The organism is Agrobacterium sp. fls2-241-TYG-188a (assembly GCF_030209845.1).
Genome location: NZ_JARVRD010000001.1, coordinates 640,157 through 654,210 on the forward strand (window position 1 = coordinate 640,157; position 14,054 = coordinate 654,210).

Genomic DNA, 14,054 nt, shown 5'->3' on the forward strand with positions numbered 1-14,054 from the left:
CGAAAGCCGCTTTCTGGAAAGCCTTTGAATAAAGAAAGATCAGCTTATGGCGCAAGCATCCGCACCGCGCACAATGTTGGGCAAGATATGGGATGAGCATGAGATATTGCGACATCCGGCTGGCCCGTCGCTTCTGTATATCGACCGTGACATGATTCACGAGGGCAGCTTTCATGCCTTCGCTGATCTGAGAAGACGCGGGTTGAAGCCTCGCCGTCCGCAGCAGATCTTTGGCGTTGCAGACCATTACGTACCGACGCTCGGGAGAACGTCTGGCGATGCCGCAAGTCCTGCAATCGCGCATATGATCGACACATTCGATGAGAATATGGAATGGGGCGGAATGCGGCACTTCGGGCTTTCCAGCCGGGAGCAGGGCATTGTGCACGTCGTTGCACCTGAACAGGGGATTACGCTGCCGGGTCTGACCATCGTCTGTTCGGATAGCCATACGTCAACGCAAGGCGCGCTCGGCGCAATCGCTTTCGGCATCGGCCAGTCCGAAAATGCTCATGTGCTCGCCACTCAAACGCTGTGGCAGTCTCGCCCGAAAACCATGCGCGTGACGATTGACGGTGTGCTGGGCCAGGGCGTGACGGCAAAGGACGTTATGCTGGCGCTGATTGCAAAAATCGGTGCGGCAGGCGCCGGTGGACATGCCATTGAATTCGCCGGGCAGGTCGTTCGGGATCTCTCGATAGAGGGTCGATTGACCCTCTGCAACATGTCGATTGAAGCTGCTGCCCGCTTTGGCATGGTGGCCGCGGACGAAACAACCTTTGCCTATGTGAAGGGGCGTCGCTTTGCGCCGTCCGAACAGGAATGGGATCGTGCAACCGCGCACTGGCGAACGCTTTCAAGCGATGACGAAGCGTTTTTCGATGCCGAAGTCAGTCTCAATGGCGCAGATATCGCACCGATGGTGACATGGGGAACCAGTCCAGAAGATGCCGTTTCCATCATGGGTCGGGTACCCGATCCAACATGCTTCGATAACGCTGACAAGCGCAAGGCAGCAACGAAGTCGCTCGAATATATGGAGCTTTCGCCGGGCACGCCGCTCGACGGCCTGAAGCTGGACAAGGTCTTTATCGGCTCTTGCACCAACAGCCGGATCGAGGACCTTCGCGCGGCTGCAGCCATTCTGAAGGGACGCAAGGCGGTTATTCCCTCCATCGTGGTGCCAGGCTCAACCCAGGTTAAAGCTCAGGCCGAAGCCGAAGGCATTGCCAGCATGTTTCGTGATGCCGGTTTCGAATGGCGGGAGTCCGGCTGTTCCATGTGCGCGGCCATGAATGGTGACGTGGTCGGTCCCGGCGAGCGGTGCGCCTCAACCTCGAACCGCAATTTCGTCGGGCGTCAGGGGCCGGGGGCTCGTACCCATCTGGTCAGCCCTGCCATGGCGGCCGCTGCCGCTATCAGCGGCTGTCTGACCGACGTTAGAAGGATGTGAGGGCAATATGATGAAGGCATTCACACGCGAAACGTCCAAAGCAATCGCTATCCCTGGCGTCAATTGCGATACGGACCAGATCATTCCGGGACGCTTCCTGAAGGCGGACCGTGCGGAGGGCTACGGCCAGTTCCTGTTTCATGACATCCGTCGTACTGAAGAGAAAGAGCTCGATCCCGCATTTCCATTGAACCGACCCGGTGCGGATGCTGCCACAATACTGGTCGTCGAGGATAACTTCGGCTGTGGCTCTTCGCGCGAAGGTGCGGTCTATGCCCTCGTGGATCACGGGATAAGATCCGTCATCGGGCCAAGCTTCGGTGATATCTTCTTCAACAACGCGCTGAAGAACGGGCTGGTACCCGTCCGCTTGTCGGCGGAGACCTGCGACGCGCTTGCCGAGCACATCTCTCGCTTTCCCGATGCACAGGTCACAGTCGATCTGGAGGCGGGAGAGGTGGTTCTGCCGGGCAATCTCGGCACTCACCCCGTCATTATCGATCCCTTTGCACGCGACTGCATTTTGCGCGGTCTCGATGAGATCGAGATGACCCTGACGTTTATGGAGCAGATTTCGGCATTCGAAACCGATCGAATGGCGTCGCATTCCTGGCTGGGCCGTTGACGGGCGGACCAGCGAGTTTCTTTCGCCGTCTCACAAAAAAACTGGGAGCACAAAAATGACATTCAAAATTGAACGACGTAATCTTTTAAAAGTCTCCGGCGCACTTGCGGTCGGTCTGGCAGCGCCATCCATCCTGCGCGCGCAGGCGGCTACCGTAAAGGTGGGCGTCATCGAACCGCTGACCGGCAATCTTGCCTATAATGGTACGCAGAGCGCGGCGGGCGCCAAATTTGCGGCTGATGCCATCAATGCTGCAGGCGGCATCAAGAGCATGGGCGGCGCAAAGATCGAGCTCGTGGTGGTGGATGCGCAAAGCCGTCCGGAAGCCGCTGCTTCTGCTGTCGACACCCTTGTGCAGGCCGAAGCCTGTGCCTTTACCGGTGCAACGGCATCGGCGCTTGGTCTTGCATCCTCTCAGGCGGCTGCGAAGTACAATCTCGCGCAGGTCTTCTCCATCGGTACCGCAGAAACGGTCGTCCAGCGCGGCCTGCCGAATGTTTTCCGCTTCACGCCGGGCGTCAACAAGTGCACCAGCGTCGCTCTGGAAAACCTCCAGCTGCTTAATTCCAGCGCGGGCAACACCGTCAAGACGGCTGCGATTGTTCACGAAGATGGCCCTTTTGGCTCCAATATGGCGAAGATCCTTGCTGAGCAGCTTCCCAAGCAGGGCATTGAAGTCGTTGAAACCATCTCGCATCCGACACCCCAGCGCGATTTCTCCAATATTGCGCTGCGCGTCAAGGCATCCAAGGCGGACATCCTTATTCCGTCCAATTACATCAATGAATACACCTTGATGGCAAGGGCGCTGAACCAGCAGCGTGTTGAGTTGAAGGCGATCTATTCGATCCTTGGTGGGGCTGCGTCGAACATCAAGTTCGTGCGCGAAAACAAGGAAGTCGCTCAATATGTAATGGACTGCAATCACTGGTACGACCCATCGAAGGACGAGTCTAAGGCGCTTGCGGCAAGCGTTGCCGCTGCAAAGCTCGATCTGACCTATGATGTCATGGTGTCCTACGCGACAATCCAGGTCATTGCCGATGCTCTGGAGCGCAGCGCCTCGGCTGATCGCCAGAAAGTCATGGAAGCGCTGGCGGCATCGACCTTCGACAAGTCGATCATGCCCTATGGCCCGACCAAGTTCGTCAACGGCGACAACGTCAACTCGCGGCCGGTCAACACGCAGATCCGTGGCGACAAGATCGAACTGGTCTTCCCGAAGGAATATGCGACGACCGAAGCGGTATTCCCCATTCCTGCCAAGAACTGACACGGTCTCGCCCCCAAGGACGGCTTCGTCCCTGGGGGCGCTCTTCAAACGACAGAGAGGCGAGCCCTGATGTCAAGTCTGATATTTCCCGCCGTGTTGAGCGGCCTTATGATGGGAGCAGTCTATGCGCTAGTGGCGCTGGGGCTGACGCTCATCTACGGCGTGCTCCACATCATTAATTTTGCCCATGGCAGCCTGTTGATGCTGGCGCTCTATTCCGTGTATTTCCTGTACACCTATTTCGGCGTCGATCCTTATCTTGCCATTCCAATCGTGCTGCCAGCCTTCTTTGCGCTCGGTTATGTGCTGCAACGTGGCCTGATAGCGCCGATGAGCAGCGGTTCGGAGCAGAACGTGCTGCTCATAACGCTCGCGGCATCGATGATCATCGACAATCTCGCGCTTTACTTCTGGACGTCGAATACCCGCACCGCCGACATCGCCTACGCATATGACACGGTCGAAATTCTGGGCGCTTATCTGCCGCTTGGTCGCGTGATAGCGTTTGGCGCCGCCCTCGCCGTCGCACCGCTGTTATGGTGTTTCATGGCCTATACCCGCACAGGCTCGGCCATCCGGGCTGTCGCTATCGAAAAGCGTGGCGCGGAACTGGTCGGCATTGACGTCAACCATACCTATGCCGTCTGTTTTGGTATCGGCACCGCCTGTGTCGCTCTGGCTGCGTGTCTTCTGCTGCCGACATTCTACATCACGCCTCAGGTTGGCTACACCTTCGTCCTCGTTGCCTTCACCACAGTCGTTCTAGGGGGCATGGGAAGCTTGCTGGGCGCACTGGTGGCCGGTCTTCTTCTCGGTGTCATCGAGTCGCTCTGCGGTCTTTTCCTTGGCGAAAGCCTTGGCCAGATCGGCATCTTCCTCGCTTTCATCCTCATCCTGCTCTTCAAACCGTCAGGGCTTCTTGGGAGGGCAAGAACATGAGACCTCAATCAATCGGGCAGATCGCCCTCATTGCGGCAGCCCTTGCCTATCTCTTCGGGGTCTATTTCGCATCCTCGCCCGTGTGGATGGGCTTTACCATCAACGCGTTGATCGTCGCGGTCGTCGCGCTCTCGTGGAACATCACCGGCGGTTTCGGGGGACTGTCATCCTTTGGCCATGCCGCGCTTTACGGCACCGGCGCCTATGCTTCGGCTATCCTGCAAGTCAAATATGGTGTCAATGCCTGGGTGGGCTTCGGCGCTGGCATTCTTGCCGGTGCGCTCATGGGAGTGTTCATTGGCGCGCTCGCCTTTCGCTATGGTTTGCGCGGATCCTACTTCGCGCTGGTGACGCTGGCCTTTGCCGAAGTGCTGCGTATCTGTGCCTCATCATTTGACTTTACCGGTGGCGGCAGCGGCCTTCAGCTGACGCTTGCACCCGGCGTGGCAAATCTCCAGTTCAATGATCGGACCATCGCCTATACGGCTCTGCTGGTTGTCGTTGCTGTCGTTATGGGGCTGACCGCATTCATCAAGTACTCCCGCTTCGGAGCCTATCTCATCGCGGTGAGAGAAAACGAAGATGCAGCCCGCGCGCTTGGCATCGACACCTACAAGATCAAGGTGCAGGCGATGGCGATATCAGGTGCCTTCGGCGGTCTGGCCGGTGTGCTCTATCTCCAGCTCTGGCTCTTCATCGATAGCAACGTGGTCTATGGCAGCGCCGTTTCGATCGAAGCGCTGATCGGGCCGATCATCGGCGGTGCCGGAACGATCTGGGGGCCGCTCCTGGGAACGCTCGGTCTGCATCTTCTCGGCGAAGGTGCCAAGCATCTCTTGCCCAATGCACCGGGATTGAACTTCGTGCTTTATGCGATCGTGCTGATCTGCGCGCTGCGCTTCCTGCCAAATGGCCTTGTCGGCCTCGCTGGCAAGCTCGGTACCTTCAAGAAGAAGGAGGACGACAATGCTTGAGGTTCGCAATCTTTCCAAACGCTTCGGCGGATTGAAGGCGGTGACTGACGCATCGCTCGATGTTCCCGAGGGCTCCATCGTCGGGCTGTTAGGGCCGAACGGTGCCGGTAAGACAACATGTTTCACGATGATTGCCGGCTTTACCAAAGCCGACGAAGGCACGGTGCGATTTCAGGGCAAGGATATCACTGGTCTTGCGCCGCATAGCATTTGCGCCCTTGGCATGATCCGCACTTTCCAGATCGTCCAGCCCTTCGCGGGCCTGACGGTTCAGGAAAACATCGCGGTCGGTGCCTATCTCCATCACCATGATCGCCGGGAGGCGATGTCTGTAGCGCGTGAGGTCGGCAAGCGGCTGGGTATGGGCGCCATGCTCGACCGTCCTGCTTCCTCCCTGACCATCGCGGGACGAAAGCGCCTAGAACTTGCGCGTGCACTTGCGACCGGCGCGAAGCTTCTGCTGCTTGATGAAGTGATGGCAGGGTTGATCCCGTCCGAAATCACCGAAATCGTTGGTATTATCAGGAAGATCCGCGACGAGGGGCATACGTTCCTGATGATCGAACACGTCATGCAGGCGGTGATGCAACTTGCCGAAACGGCCTATGTGCTGAACCAGGGCAAGATGATCGCCCATGGAACACCTCGCGAACTCGTCAAGGACCCGTCCGTGGTGGAAGCCTATCTCGGCCACGGCGCCGCCGCCCGCCTGCAGGAGGAAAATCATGCTTGATATCTCAGGTATCCGCGCAGGCTACGGCTCGATGAGTGTCTTGCAGGGAATAGATATGCGTGTCGAGGCAGGAGAGATCGTTGCTCTGCTCGGCTCCAACGGTGTTGGCAAGACCACCCTGAACAACGTCATATCCGGCTTCATCAAGGCAAGTGCAGGATCGATCACCTTTAAGGGTGAAACGATTACGGGCAAGAAGCCGAAGGACATCGTGGCATTGGGCATCGCCCATGTTCCGGAAGGTCGGAAAGTGTTTCCGAACCTGTCGGTCGGCGAAAATCTCAAGCTGGGCGCCTTTCGCCGCGCACGAAACAACACGAAACAGAATTTTGAGCGGATCTGCGAGATTTTCCCGCGTCTACGGGAGCGTCTAAACCAGCTGGCCGGGACGCTATCCGGCGGTGAACAGCAGATGCTGGCAATCGGGCGCGGTATGATGTCTGAGCCCGAACTTCTCATTCTGGATGAGCCGTCGCTCGGCCTTTCACCCATCATGGTCGAGGAAATGTTCGGCCTGATTACCAAGATCAACACCGATGGTGTCGCCGTGCTGCTGGTCGAGCAAAACGTCATGCAGTCGCTGAGCGTCGCCAAGCGCGCCTATGTCATCGAGCAGGGCCGCTTTGTGATGCAGGGAGACGCAGCCACGCTGCTTGCCGATCCTCAGTTGCGCCAGGCCTACCTCGGAATGTGACAAGTCGCCCCGGACGGATTTTGCCGGGGCGCATATAATTTACGGAGAAACGGAGAATACAATGTCCCTTACACGTACCCAACGTCTGCGGCAGCTGCTTGCAGGCGAACGAGCCCTCATGGCTCCAGGCGTCGTCGATGCCATGTATGCTCGCCTCGTCACCGAAGCCGGTTTTGACGCAATGTACATGACCGGTGCTGGCACTTCGGCAACCCGGCTGGGCTATCCGGATGTTGGCCTGTTGACCATGACGGAAATGGTCGACAACGCCACGCGCATCGCCGATGCCTCTGACATTCCGCTGATTGCCGATGCGGATAATGGTTTTGGAGGTCCGCTTAATGTGCGCCGTGCCATCCAGCTTTACGAGCGCGGCGGAGTGGCTGCGGTCCATCTTGAAGATCAGGTCCTGCCGAAGCGTTGCGGCCACCTCGCGGGCAAGCAACTCATTCCGGCAGAGGACATGGTCGCGAAGGTCAAGGCGGCCGTTGACGCGCGTATCGATGAGAACTTCGTCGTTATCGCCCGCACGGATGCTCTGGCGCTGCATGGACGCAACGCCGCATTCGACCGTGCGGAAATGTACCGCGAGGCTGGCGCGGACGTGATCTTCATCGAAAGTCCCGGACCGGATGATTTGCCGTATATCGCGCCGCGCTTTGAGGGTATTCCGCTTCTCTACAACATGGCCACATCAGGCAAGACACCGTTTCTGACACGCTCGGAAATTGAGGCGCTGGGCTTCAAACTCATCATCTATCCCAACTGGCTCCTGCTTTCGGCCTGCGAAGCGGCACGCCAAACGCTTCAGGTTCTGAAAACCGAGGAAACTATCGCATCGGTTGCTGCCAACGTCATGAATTTCAAGGAATTCTTCGACATGGCGCGGATGCCGGAGATTCAGGAACTGGAAGCACGTTACGGCACGCCCGAAGCAAATCGTACGACGTATTGAGCAGCAAGCATTTGACGGAGGGCAGGCAGTCTCGCCCTCCCGTCATCAAGGGAGATTGAACGATGGCAGTGCTGAATGCCGAGGGCGTGACATTCGATTTCGAAATGCCGGTCGTGGTTGTGGGGGCAGGGGCCTGTGGTCTGGTTGCGGCGCTTGCAGCGCATGATGCCGGGCAGGAGGTGATGATCCTCGAACGTGACGAAACTCCGACCGGATCCACCTCCCTGTCCGCAGGGCTTATTCCAGCGCCGTGCACGCGTCTGCAAAAGGAAGCTGGCATCGAAGATAGCCCGGAAATATTTGCTAGTGACCTCGTCGCCAAGACGCACGATCACACGCCCTTTGATATGGCGCTGGTTGCCGCGCAGACAGCTGGTCCAATGATCGACTGGCTTATGGATAAGCATCACGTCGAATTCGAACTGGTAACGGGCTTCATTTATCCCGGCCACTCGCGGCTTCGTATGCATGGTCCGAAAAGCAGAACAGGTGCCGATCTCGAACAGTCGCTTCTGGCAGCCGTTTCCGAGGCGGGGATTGACCTTGTCACCGAAGCATCGGTTGAGGACCTCTATGTGGACCAAAGTGGCCGCGTGAAGGGTGTGCGCTTCCGCAGACCCGATGGTGCGCTTGAAATGCTCGGCTGCAAGGCTCTGGTTCTTGCTTCCTGCGGATTTGCTGGCGATGTCGCGCTGGTGCAGAAATACATTCCCGAAATCGCCGAGGCCGAATGTTGCGGCCATCTTTCCAATACCGGCGACGCGGTAAAATGGGGGCTCGAGATCGGTGCGGCAGTTGCCGATATGGGATCCTATCAGGGCCATGGGTCCGTTGCCCATCCGCACGCGCTGCCATTGACGTGGGCGGTCATCACAAAAGGCGGCATTCTCCTTAATGAGGAAGGTCGCCGTTTCTCAAACGAGATGCGAGGCTATTCAGAACACGCTGCCGAAGTGGCTGCGCAGCCCGGTCACACCGCCTGGGATATCTATGATGCCAAGGGTGACGAGGCCGGGATGGGCTTTTACGATTACCGTGAAATCCGCAAGCTCGGAGCAGTCAAGGCGGCAGGCAGCCTGGAAGAGCTCAGTGCCGTAACGGGTCTCTCACTTGACGCCATTCGTGATGAATTCCAGGCTATCGAAGCCTCCGTGCGCGCTGGCGTGCCGGACAGGTTTGGCCGGGTTTTCACGCAGGATCAGGTGCTTGCTGCTCCCTATTATGCGGTGAAGGTCAATGGCGCGCTGTTTCATACACAGGGCGGGCTGGTCATCGATGCGGAAGCCCGGGTGCTGCGCGAAGATGGCACCGCTCTGCCCAATCTTCTTGCAGGCGGCGGCGCAGCCCGAGGCGTGTCCGGGGATGCCAATTACGGATATTTGTCGGGCAACGGTCTTTTGACTGCAACGAGCTTCGGTCGTCTGGCAGGCGCTACGGCTGCCCGCATCGCGGCTGAAACTCAGGGCTGAGGCGGCATAAACAATTTACGAGGAGGACGTGATGAAAAAAGTTATGGTCATCGTACCGTTTCCCATGGGGCAGGAGGATCTGGCCCGCAGACAGGCGCAAATGAAGGCCGTCAACCTCGGCCCTGGCATCGAATTCCATTATCGATCCGTGCGGGTCGGGCCGAAGAATTATTCGAGCCAGCACGATATGGCGCTCGCCGATTTCTCGATCCTCGATGCGGGGCTCGATGCGGAGAAAGAGGGGTTTGACGCCGTTTGCATCGATACGATGTCCGATAGCGGCATGTCGATGCTGCGCTCCGTCCTGACGATACCTGTTATTGCGCCGGGTCGCCACTCCATGCTTCTGGCGCAGATGCTGGGCGAGAAGTTCTCGATCCTGATGATGTGGGATCGCTGGAAAATGCTCTACACCAAGACACTCGGCGAACTGGGCATGGAGCACAAATGCGCCTCCATGCGCTCGATTGGCGTGACGCCTGATAACAAAAGTCTGCTTGCAGGCAAGGAAGATGAGGTTTTTCCGCTTCTGCTGCAGGCTGCAGAGAAATGTGTGGAAGAGGATGGCGCGCAGGTGCTGATCCTCGGCTCCACGACCATGCATGAGGCGCATTCCTGGCTCTCTGAGAGGATCGGCGTTCCCGTCATCAATCCCGGTCCGCTGACTTACAAGCTGGCATCGATTGCGCTCGACCTGAACCTCACCCACAGCAAGGCGACTTGGCCGACACCGCTTTCGCCCAAGCATGACATGATCCGCGCCATCGGCGCGGCAGGCGCAGCCTATCTGGAGGGCAAGCAATGACCCGCATTCTCGTCATCGTTCCATTCGCTCTGGACGCTGAAGGTATTCGCAACCGCGAGGCTCAGTCAGGCTATGTGCCATTGCCCGCGGATTGGCAGCTGACCTACAGGCCCGTCACCTGCGGGCCGACCTCCTTCATGTCTCCGCATGATTGGGGACTGATGGACCTTGCTATATTTGAGGCCGGATGCCGGGCTCAAGACGAAGGTTTCGATGCGGTTTGCATCGACACGATGTCCGACAGCGGAATGGTCATGCTCCGCTCGGTGCTTTCAATTCCGGTCATCGGCGCAGGCAAGGCATCGATGCTCTATGCCTTGACGCTTGGCGGGAAATTTTCAGTGCTTGCCCAGTGGGCGCCAGCACTGCCGCGATACCGAAAGGCAATCCGTGAATATGGCTTCGACCGGCAATGCGCCTCGGTGCGTAGTTTCGATCAGCCGCCGGACTTCTCCAACCTGCTCGGCGGGAAGGAAGACAGCGTTTTCCCCCGGATGCGTGATGTCGCGATGCGGTGCATCGAAGAGGATGGAGCGGAAGTCATCTGCCTTGGTTCAACGACGATGCATCAGGCGGGAGAATACCTTGCAGCCAACCTGCCCGTGCCGGTCGTTAATCCCGGTCCTTTGACCTACAAGCTGGTAGAAACCTTCCTCGCCTTGGGCCTAAGCCATGGCAGGCAAGTCTATCCGCCACCGGTCGAACCCAGGCTCGATATGTTGAGCGAGATGATGAAAGCGGGCGCGCAAGCCGAGCGCGCTGCGAAAGGCTGACATGGTGCAGAGTGCCGCCACAGCGCTTGCGCAAGCCGCCGCATCGAGCAATTTCGGTACTACCGACAGCTCGGTGCGGGCTGCCTATCGCAACTTCATACTAGACACATTAGCCGTAATGGTGGCTGGAGCGGCGCATCCTTCCATCTCCGCAGCCCGGGCCGCACTGTTTCAGACTGGCGGTAGCGGCAAATCATCTGCTGTTGGATTTTCATCGTCCGGGCCTGCCGGAACGGCGGCGCTCGTCAATGGTATGGCGCTGACCGTGTTGCAGTTGCAGGACGGACATCGCCGTGCTCGCGGTCATCCCATGAGCCATGTCCTGCCATCTGCTCTGGCTATAAGCGAGGAGACCGGCGCCTCGGCATCATCTTTCCTCAATGCGATTATCGCCGGCTACGAAGTTTCAGCGCGGATAGGCTCGGCTTTGGGTGGTATGCAGCCCCTGCTGCACGACACCGGGACATTCGGCTGCATCGGTGCGGCCGTGTCCGCTGCCTATCTACTGGGGGAGGGACGTGATAGCTCTTCTCGCGCGTCGCTTATCGAGAATGCCATTGGCAATGCCGCTGCGGTCGCTCTCTTTCCGTTTCGAGATACCTGTATGGAAGGCGCCAGTGCACATCACCTGTTCGTAGGTCTCGGCGTGCAGAACGGCATTGTGGCTGCCAAGGCCGCAAAGGCGGGATTGTTGCCGTCCAATGCAACGCTTGAACGCTTCTTCGGTCCACGCGCGGGCGAGGCATTCGTCCCTGCGGTGATGCTCGAAGGAATTGGCGAAGACGGCAGTTGGTCTCACTACGAAATTACCAATGCCTATCTCAAATGGCACCCGGTCTGCGCGCATCTTGGTCCCATGCTGGATTGTATCGAGCTTTTGAGGGTGCGGTTGGGTATTTTCGATCCGAGCGAGGTGGCTGAGATACGCGTCGAAACCTATGCAACCGCACTCCAATACGACTCTTCCAACCCTTCAAGTGATCTCGCAGCAAGATTCAGCTTTCGCCACGCTGCGGCATTGGCCATTTGTTTTGGCCCGCTAAAGCATGATGGTTTCGGACAAGAGAGACTGGAGCATCCTGACGTTTTGGCACTTGTCGGAAAAATCAAACTTCAGGTCGATGAGCAGTTTGACGCACTCTATCCCGCCAATCGCCCGGCGCGTGTGCGCCTCATCCTCATTGATGGAAAGACCGAAAGTGCCGAGGTTCTTGTGCCGAAGGGGGATGGAAACCAGTCGCTCTCACGTTCGGACGTTGATCTGAAGGCTCAGCGTCTCGTTGATTCTGTCTGGGACAAAAGCCAGCGCGCCCAGCTGTTTGCCCTTGTTGACAGTGTCGAAGGAAATGTTCGCAACGATCTGGTGACGCAGTTGGGCGGCTTGCTCAGGCATCCATTGCGATTGGACGCGTCAATTGCCGAGTGAGAAATCCTTGCCGTCTTCCCGCTTGAGGGAGACGCGGTATTCGTAGCGATCCGCGCGATAGAATATCTCGGCTGCATAGAAGGGTTTGAGTTCCGCGTTGAAGAACAGCCGGTTCACCAGCATCAGTGGCGCACCGATGGGTATTTCCAGATGTTTTGCGGCATAGTCGTCTGCGAGGGTCGCGGTCAAAGTCTGCTCGACCTGTTCGACAACGGTCCCGGTCTTTTGAACGAGATCGATCATATTCGTCGTGGCGAGATCGTTACGCTCCAGCGTTTTCCCAATTTCCGGCAGCAGGTAGGCTGTTGAGAGGGAGTACGGGCGGCGGTCGAGCGAGCGCACGCGCACAGCACGGACCAGCTCGGTCGTTGGAGCAACGCCCATTTGCTCACAAATGCGGGGAGGCGCCTCTCCCATGTCGAGGCTTACAACCTTCAACCGTGTGCTTTTTCCAACGGCGTTCAGATAGCTGAACAGGCTGTTGATGTTGGAAACGACGACGCGGTTAAGCTTGTTGTCCTTCGTGCGGTCCGTGACATAAGTTCCCCGTCCACGCGTGCGTGTTACGAGTCCTTCCGCCGTCAACATTTCCATGGCTTTGCGGATGGTAATGCGGCTGACTGAAAAGCTCTCGGAGAGTTCCGCCTCACTCGGCACCGGAACGTCAGCGGGATAGTAACCCTTGACGATTCGTTCACGCATCACTGCGTAAACCCGATGATAGAGTGGTGTGGGAGAATGTCGGTCAGGCATCAGGCAAGTCCACAGAAGTGAGCATTCGGCAACGATATAGGGTGAGAAACTTCGGTTAGTTCAAACACGCCTTCCGTGCAATACGCGTTGCGCAGCAATCAAAGCGTCGTCCCGTATGGCTTCAAGCTGCGCAACGTCCCTGCCTCTGGCTTCCTGTTCAATGCCTTCGACAAGTTTGCCTCGTGTGGCTTCATCAAGGGTCGGCGTGCCCAAGTCTTTCCACCGCTTCTCCTGGCTCGGACCCAGATGAGAAAGGTAATGGGCAATTCCTCCCTCTCCGCCACCAAGATGGTAAGCCATGTGAGCGCCCACAACTGACCATCGCAGGCCGGGGCCGTACACAAGCGCCGCATCGATATCGTCCACATCAGCAATATCCTCGGCCACCATGTTGACGGCTTCCCGCCAAAGGGCAGAGGAGAGGCGGTTGGCAATGTGGCCGATGGCTTCGCGCTTCAGTTTCACCGGGTAGCGTTCAACCGTTCGATAAAAAGCCGCCGCGCGTTCGACGCGGTTTTTATCGCTGCCGAAAAGCTCTACGAGCGGCATCAGATGCGGCGGATTGAACGGGTGCGCGGTGATCAATCGTGACGGATCATCCATGTCTGCGCTCAGTTCTGACCAGACAAGCGATGAGGTGCTTGAAGCAATCGTTACGCCGGGCGGTGCGTCCTTTTCAATGGCGGAATAGAGCTCGCGCTTAAGGGGAACGTTCTCAGGAGCATTCTCCTGAACCCAGATTGCGCCAGCGACCGTCTCTGCCAACGTTTCGGTCACGGTCAGCTTGCCAGGAAGTGGCAGGCTGGTCGCAATCTCCGCAACTTGGCCCATGGCCAAACTGATGCGATCTGCAATTTGCGCACGTCCCGCGACCGAAGGTTCAAACAGCGCTACGTCATATCCATGGGCAAGAAAGAGAGCCGACCAGCTCACGCCAATCAGCCCACCACCGACTACAGCAACGGTTTTGTCGTTTCGTGTCACGTCGTCCATTCGCCTTGCCCTGCCATCTTTCGTCTCAACGGCGACAGTCGCACAGCACCGGACAAGGTGCAAATCAAAAGATTATAAGGTTATGCCATTTATACCATTTGTTTGAGTTTGGAGAGATTATCAAAGGTTGATTTAAATATTCTGGAATCATCCTAATGTTGCAAGTTCGCTGTAGTCTTAGCCAAGTTC

At 57.7% G+C, this 14,054-nt stretch carries 14 protein-coding genes; 12 read left to right on the plus strand and 2 right to left on the minus strand.

Annotated elements, in window-relative coordinates; translation table 11 throughout:
- Positions 1-46: 46 nt before the first annotated feature.
- The 12 genes from leuC to QRN85_RS02775 all read left to right on the plus strand — a co-directional run bounded on the left by leuC (position 47) and on the right by QRN85_RS02775 (position 12,119).
- Positions 47-1,453, plus strand: a complete 1,407-nt coding sequence (leuC, locus tag QRN85_RS02720; protein WP_284757143.1) for a 3-isopropylmalate dehydratase large subunit — start codon at positions 47-49, stop codon at positions 1,451-1,453.
- A gap of 7 nt (positions 1,454-1,460) precedes the next feature.
- On the plus strand, positions 1,461-2,078 hold the full coding sequence (gene leuD / locus QRN85_RS02725) for a 3-isopropylmalate dehydratase small subunit (RefSeq protein ID WP_284757144.1): 618 nt from the start codon (positions 1,461-1,463) through the stop codon (positions 2,076-2,078).
- Positions 2,079-2,133: 55 nt separating this feature from the next.
- Positions 2,134-3,351: an ABC transporter substrate-binding protein gene (locus QRN85_RS02730; protein ID WP_284757145.1), complete on the plus strand. Its 1,218-nt coding sequence runs from the start codon at positions 2,134-2,136 to the stop codon at positions 3,349-3,351.
- Between the two features lie 69 nt (positions 3,352-3,420).
- Complete coding sequence (locus QRN85_RS02735) at positions 3,421-4,290, plus strand: branched-chain amino acid ABC transporter permease (RefSeq protein WP_062587980.1); 870 nt, start codon at positions 3,421-3,423, stop codon at positions 4,288-4,290.
- Positions 4,287-5,264 (plus strand): branched-chain amino acid ABC transporter permease, encoded by a 978-nt coding sequence (locus tag QRN85_RS02740; RefSeq protein WP_062587979.1) that lies wholly within the window; start codon positions 4,287-4,289, stop codon positions 5,262-5,264. Before QRN85_RS02735 ends, QRN85_RS02740 begins: the two co-directional genes overlap by 4 nt.
- The gene (locus QRN85_RS02745) at positions 5,257-5,997 is read left to right on the plus strand and encodes an ABC transporter ATP-binding protein (RefSeq protein WP_113091802.1); all 741 of its coding nucleotides are present in this window, start codon (positions 5,257-5,259) and stop codon (positions 5,995-5,997) included. Before QRN85_RS02740 ends, QRN85_RS02745 begins: the two co-directional genes overlap by 8 nt.
- Positions 5,990-6,691: an ABC transporter ATP-binding protein gene (locus QRN85_RS02750; RefSeq protein ID WP_062587975.1), complete on the plus strand. Its 702-nt coding sequence runs from the start codon at positions 5,990-5,992 to the stop codon at positions 6,689-6,691. Before QRN85_RS02745 ends, QRN85_RS02750 begins: the two co-directional genes overlap by 8 nt.
- A 61-nt stretch (positions 6,692-6,752) precedes the next feature.
- Entirely contained in the window at positions 6,753-7,646 is an 894-nt protein-coding gene (locus QRN85_RS02755) for an isocitrate lyase/PEP mutase family protein (protein WP_284757146.1), read from the plus strand.
- Positions 7,647-7,708: 62 nt separating this feature from the next.
- The gene (locus tag QRN85_RS02760) at positions 7,709-9,115 is read left to right on the plus strand and encodes an FAD-dependent oxidoreductase (RefSeq protein WP_284757147.1); all 1,407 of its coding nucleotides are present in this window, start codon (positions 7,709-7,711) and stop codon (positions 9,113-9,115) included.
- A gap of 31 nt (positions 9,116-9,146) precedes the next feature.
- Positions 9,147-9,920 (plus strand): aspartate/glutamate racemase family protein, encoded by a 774-nt coding sequence (locus tag QRN85_RS02765; RefSeq protein WP_284757148.1) that lies wholly within the window; start codon positions 9,147-9,149, stop codon positions 9,918-9,920.
- Complete coding sequence (locus tag QRN85_RS02770; protein WP_113091797.1) at positions 9,917-10,693, plus strand: aspartate/glutamate racemase family protein; 777 nt, start codon at positions 9,917-9,919, stop codon at positions 10,691-10,693. Before QRN85_RS02765 ends, QRN85_RS02770 begins: the two co-directional genes overlap by 4 nt.
- Before the next feature lies 1 nt (position 10,694).
- Positions 10,695-12,119 carry an MmgE/PrpD family protein gene (locus QRN85_RS02775; RefSeq protein WP_284757149.1) on the plus strand — a complete coding sequence of 475 codons (1,425 nt, stop codon included), beginning with the start codon at positions 10,695-10,697 and terminating at the stop codon, positions 12,117-12,119.
- Here the strand turns inward: QRN85_RS02775 and QRN85_RS02780 are convergent.
- Positions 12,105-12,872, minus strand: a complete 768-nt coding sequence (locus QRN85_RS02780) for a GntR family transcriptional regulator (protein ID WP_082469713.1) — start codon at positions 12,870-12,872, stop codon at positions 12,105-12,107. The genes QRN85_RS02775 and QRN85_RS02780 overlap by 15 nt on opposite strands.
- Before the next feature lie 60 nt (positions 12,873-12,932).
- Positions 12,933-13,865, minus strand: coding sequence for a 3-hydroxyacyl-CoA dehydrogenase NAD-binding domain-containing protein (locus tag QRN85_RS02785; protein ID WP_113221021.1), 933 nt, complete (start codon positions 13,863-13,865; stop codon positions 12,933-12,935).
- Between the last annotated feature and the right edge of the window lie 189 nt (positions 13,866-14,054).

Bases quoted from the DNA above. Each gene is read 5' to 3' on its own strand.
- leuC (WP_284757143.1), top strand. From the start codon at position 47: ATGGCGCAAGCATCCGCACCGCGCACAATGTTGGGCAAGATATGGGAT.
- leuD (WP_284757144.1), top strand. From the start codon at position 1,461: ATGATGAAGGCATTCACACGCGAAACGTCCAAAGCAATCGCTATCCCT.
- QRN85_RS02730 (WP_284757145.1), top strand. From the start codon at position 2,134: ATGACATTCAAAATTGAACGACGTAATCTTTTAAAAGTCTCCGGCGCA.
- QRN85_RS02735 (WP_062587980.1), top strand. From the start codon at position 3,421: ATGTCAAGTCTGATATTTCCCGCCGTGTTGAGCGGCCTTATGATGGGA.
- QRN85_RS02740 (WP_062587979.1), top strand. From the start codon at position 4,287: ATGAGACCTCAATCAATCGGGCAGATCGCCCTCATTGCGGCAGCCCTT.
- QRN85_RS02745 (WP_113091802.1), top strand. From the start codon at position 5,257: ATGCTTGAGGTTCGCAATCTTTCCAAACGCTTCGGCGGATTGAAGGCG.
- QRN85_RS02750 (WP_062587975.1), top strand. From the start codon at position 5,990: ATGCTTGATATCTCAGGTATCCGCGCAGGCTACGGCTCGATGAGTGTC.
- QRN85_RS02755 (WP_284757146.1), top strand. From the start codon at position 6,753: ATGTCCCTTACACGTACCCAACGTCTGCGGCAGCTGCTTGCAGGCGAA.
- QRN85_RS02760 (WP_284757147.1), top strand. From the start codon at position 7,709: ATGGCAGTGCTGAATGCCGAGGGCGTGACATTCGATTTCGAAATGCCG.
- QRN85_RS02765 (WP_284757148.1), top strand. From the start codon at position 9,147: ATGAAAAAAGTTATGGTCATCGTACCGTTTCCCATGGGGCAGGAGGAT.
- QRN85_RS02770 (WP_113091797.1), top strand. From the start codon at position 9,917: ATGACCCGCATTCTCGTCATCGTTCCATTCGCTCTGGACGCTGAAGGT.
- QRN85_RS02775 (WP_284757149.1), top strand. From the start codon at position 10,695: ATGGTGCAGAGTGCCGCCACAGCGCTTGCGCAAGCCGCCGCATCGAGC.
- QRN85_RS02780 (WP_082469713.1), bottom strand. From the start codon at position 12,872: ATGCCTGACCGACATTCTCCCACACCACTCTATCATCGGGTTTACGCA.
- QRN85_RS02785 (WP_113221021.1), bottom strand. From the start codon at position 13,865: ATGGACGACGTGACACGAAACGACAAAACCGTTGCTGTAGTCGGTGGT.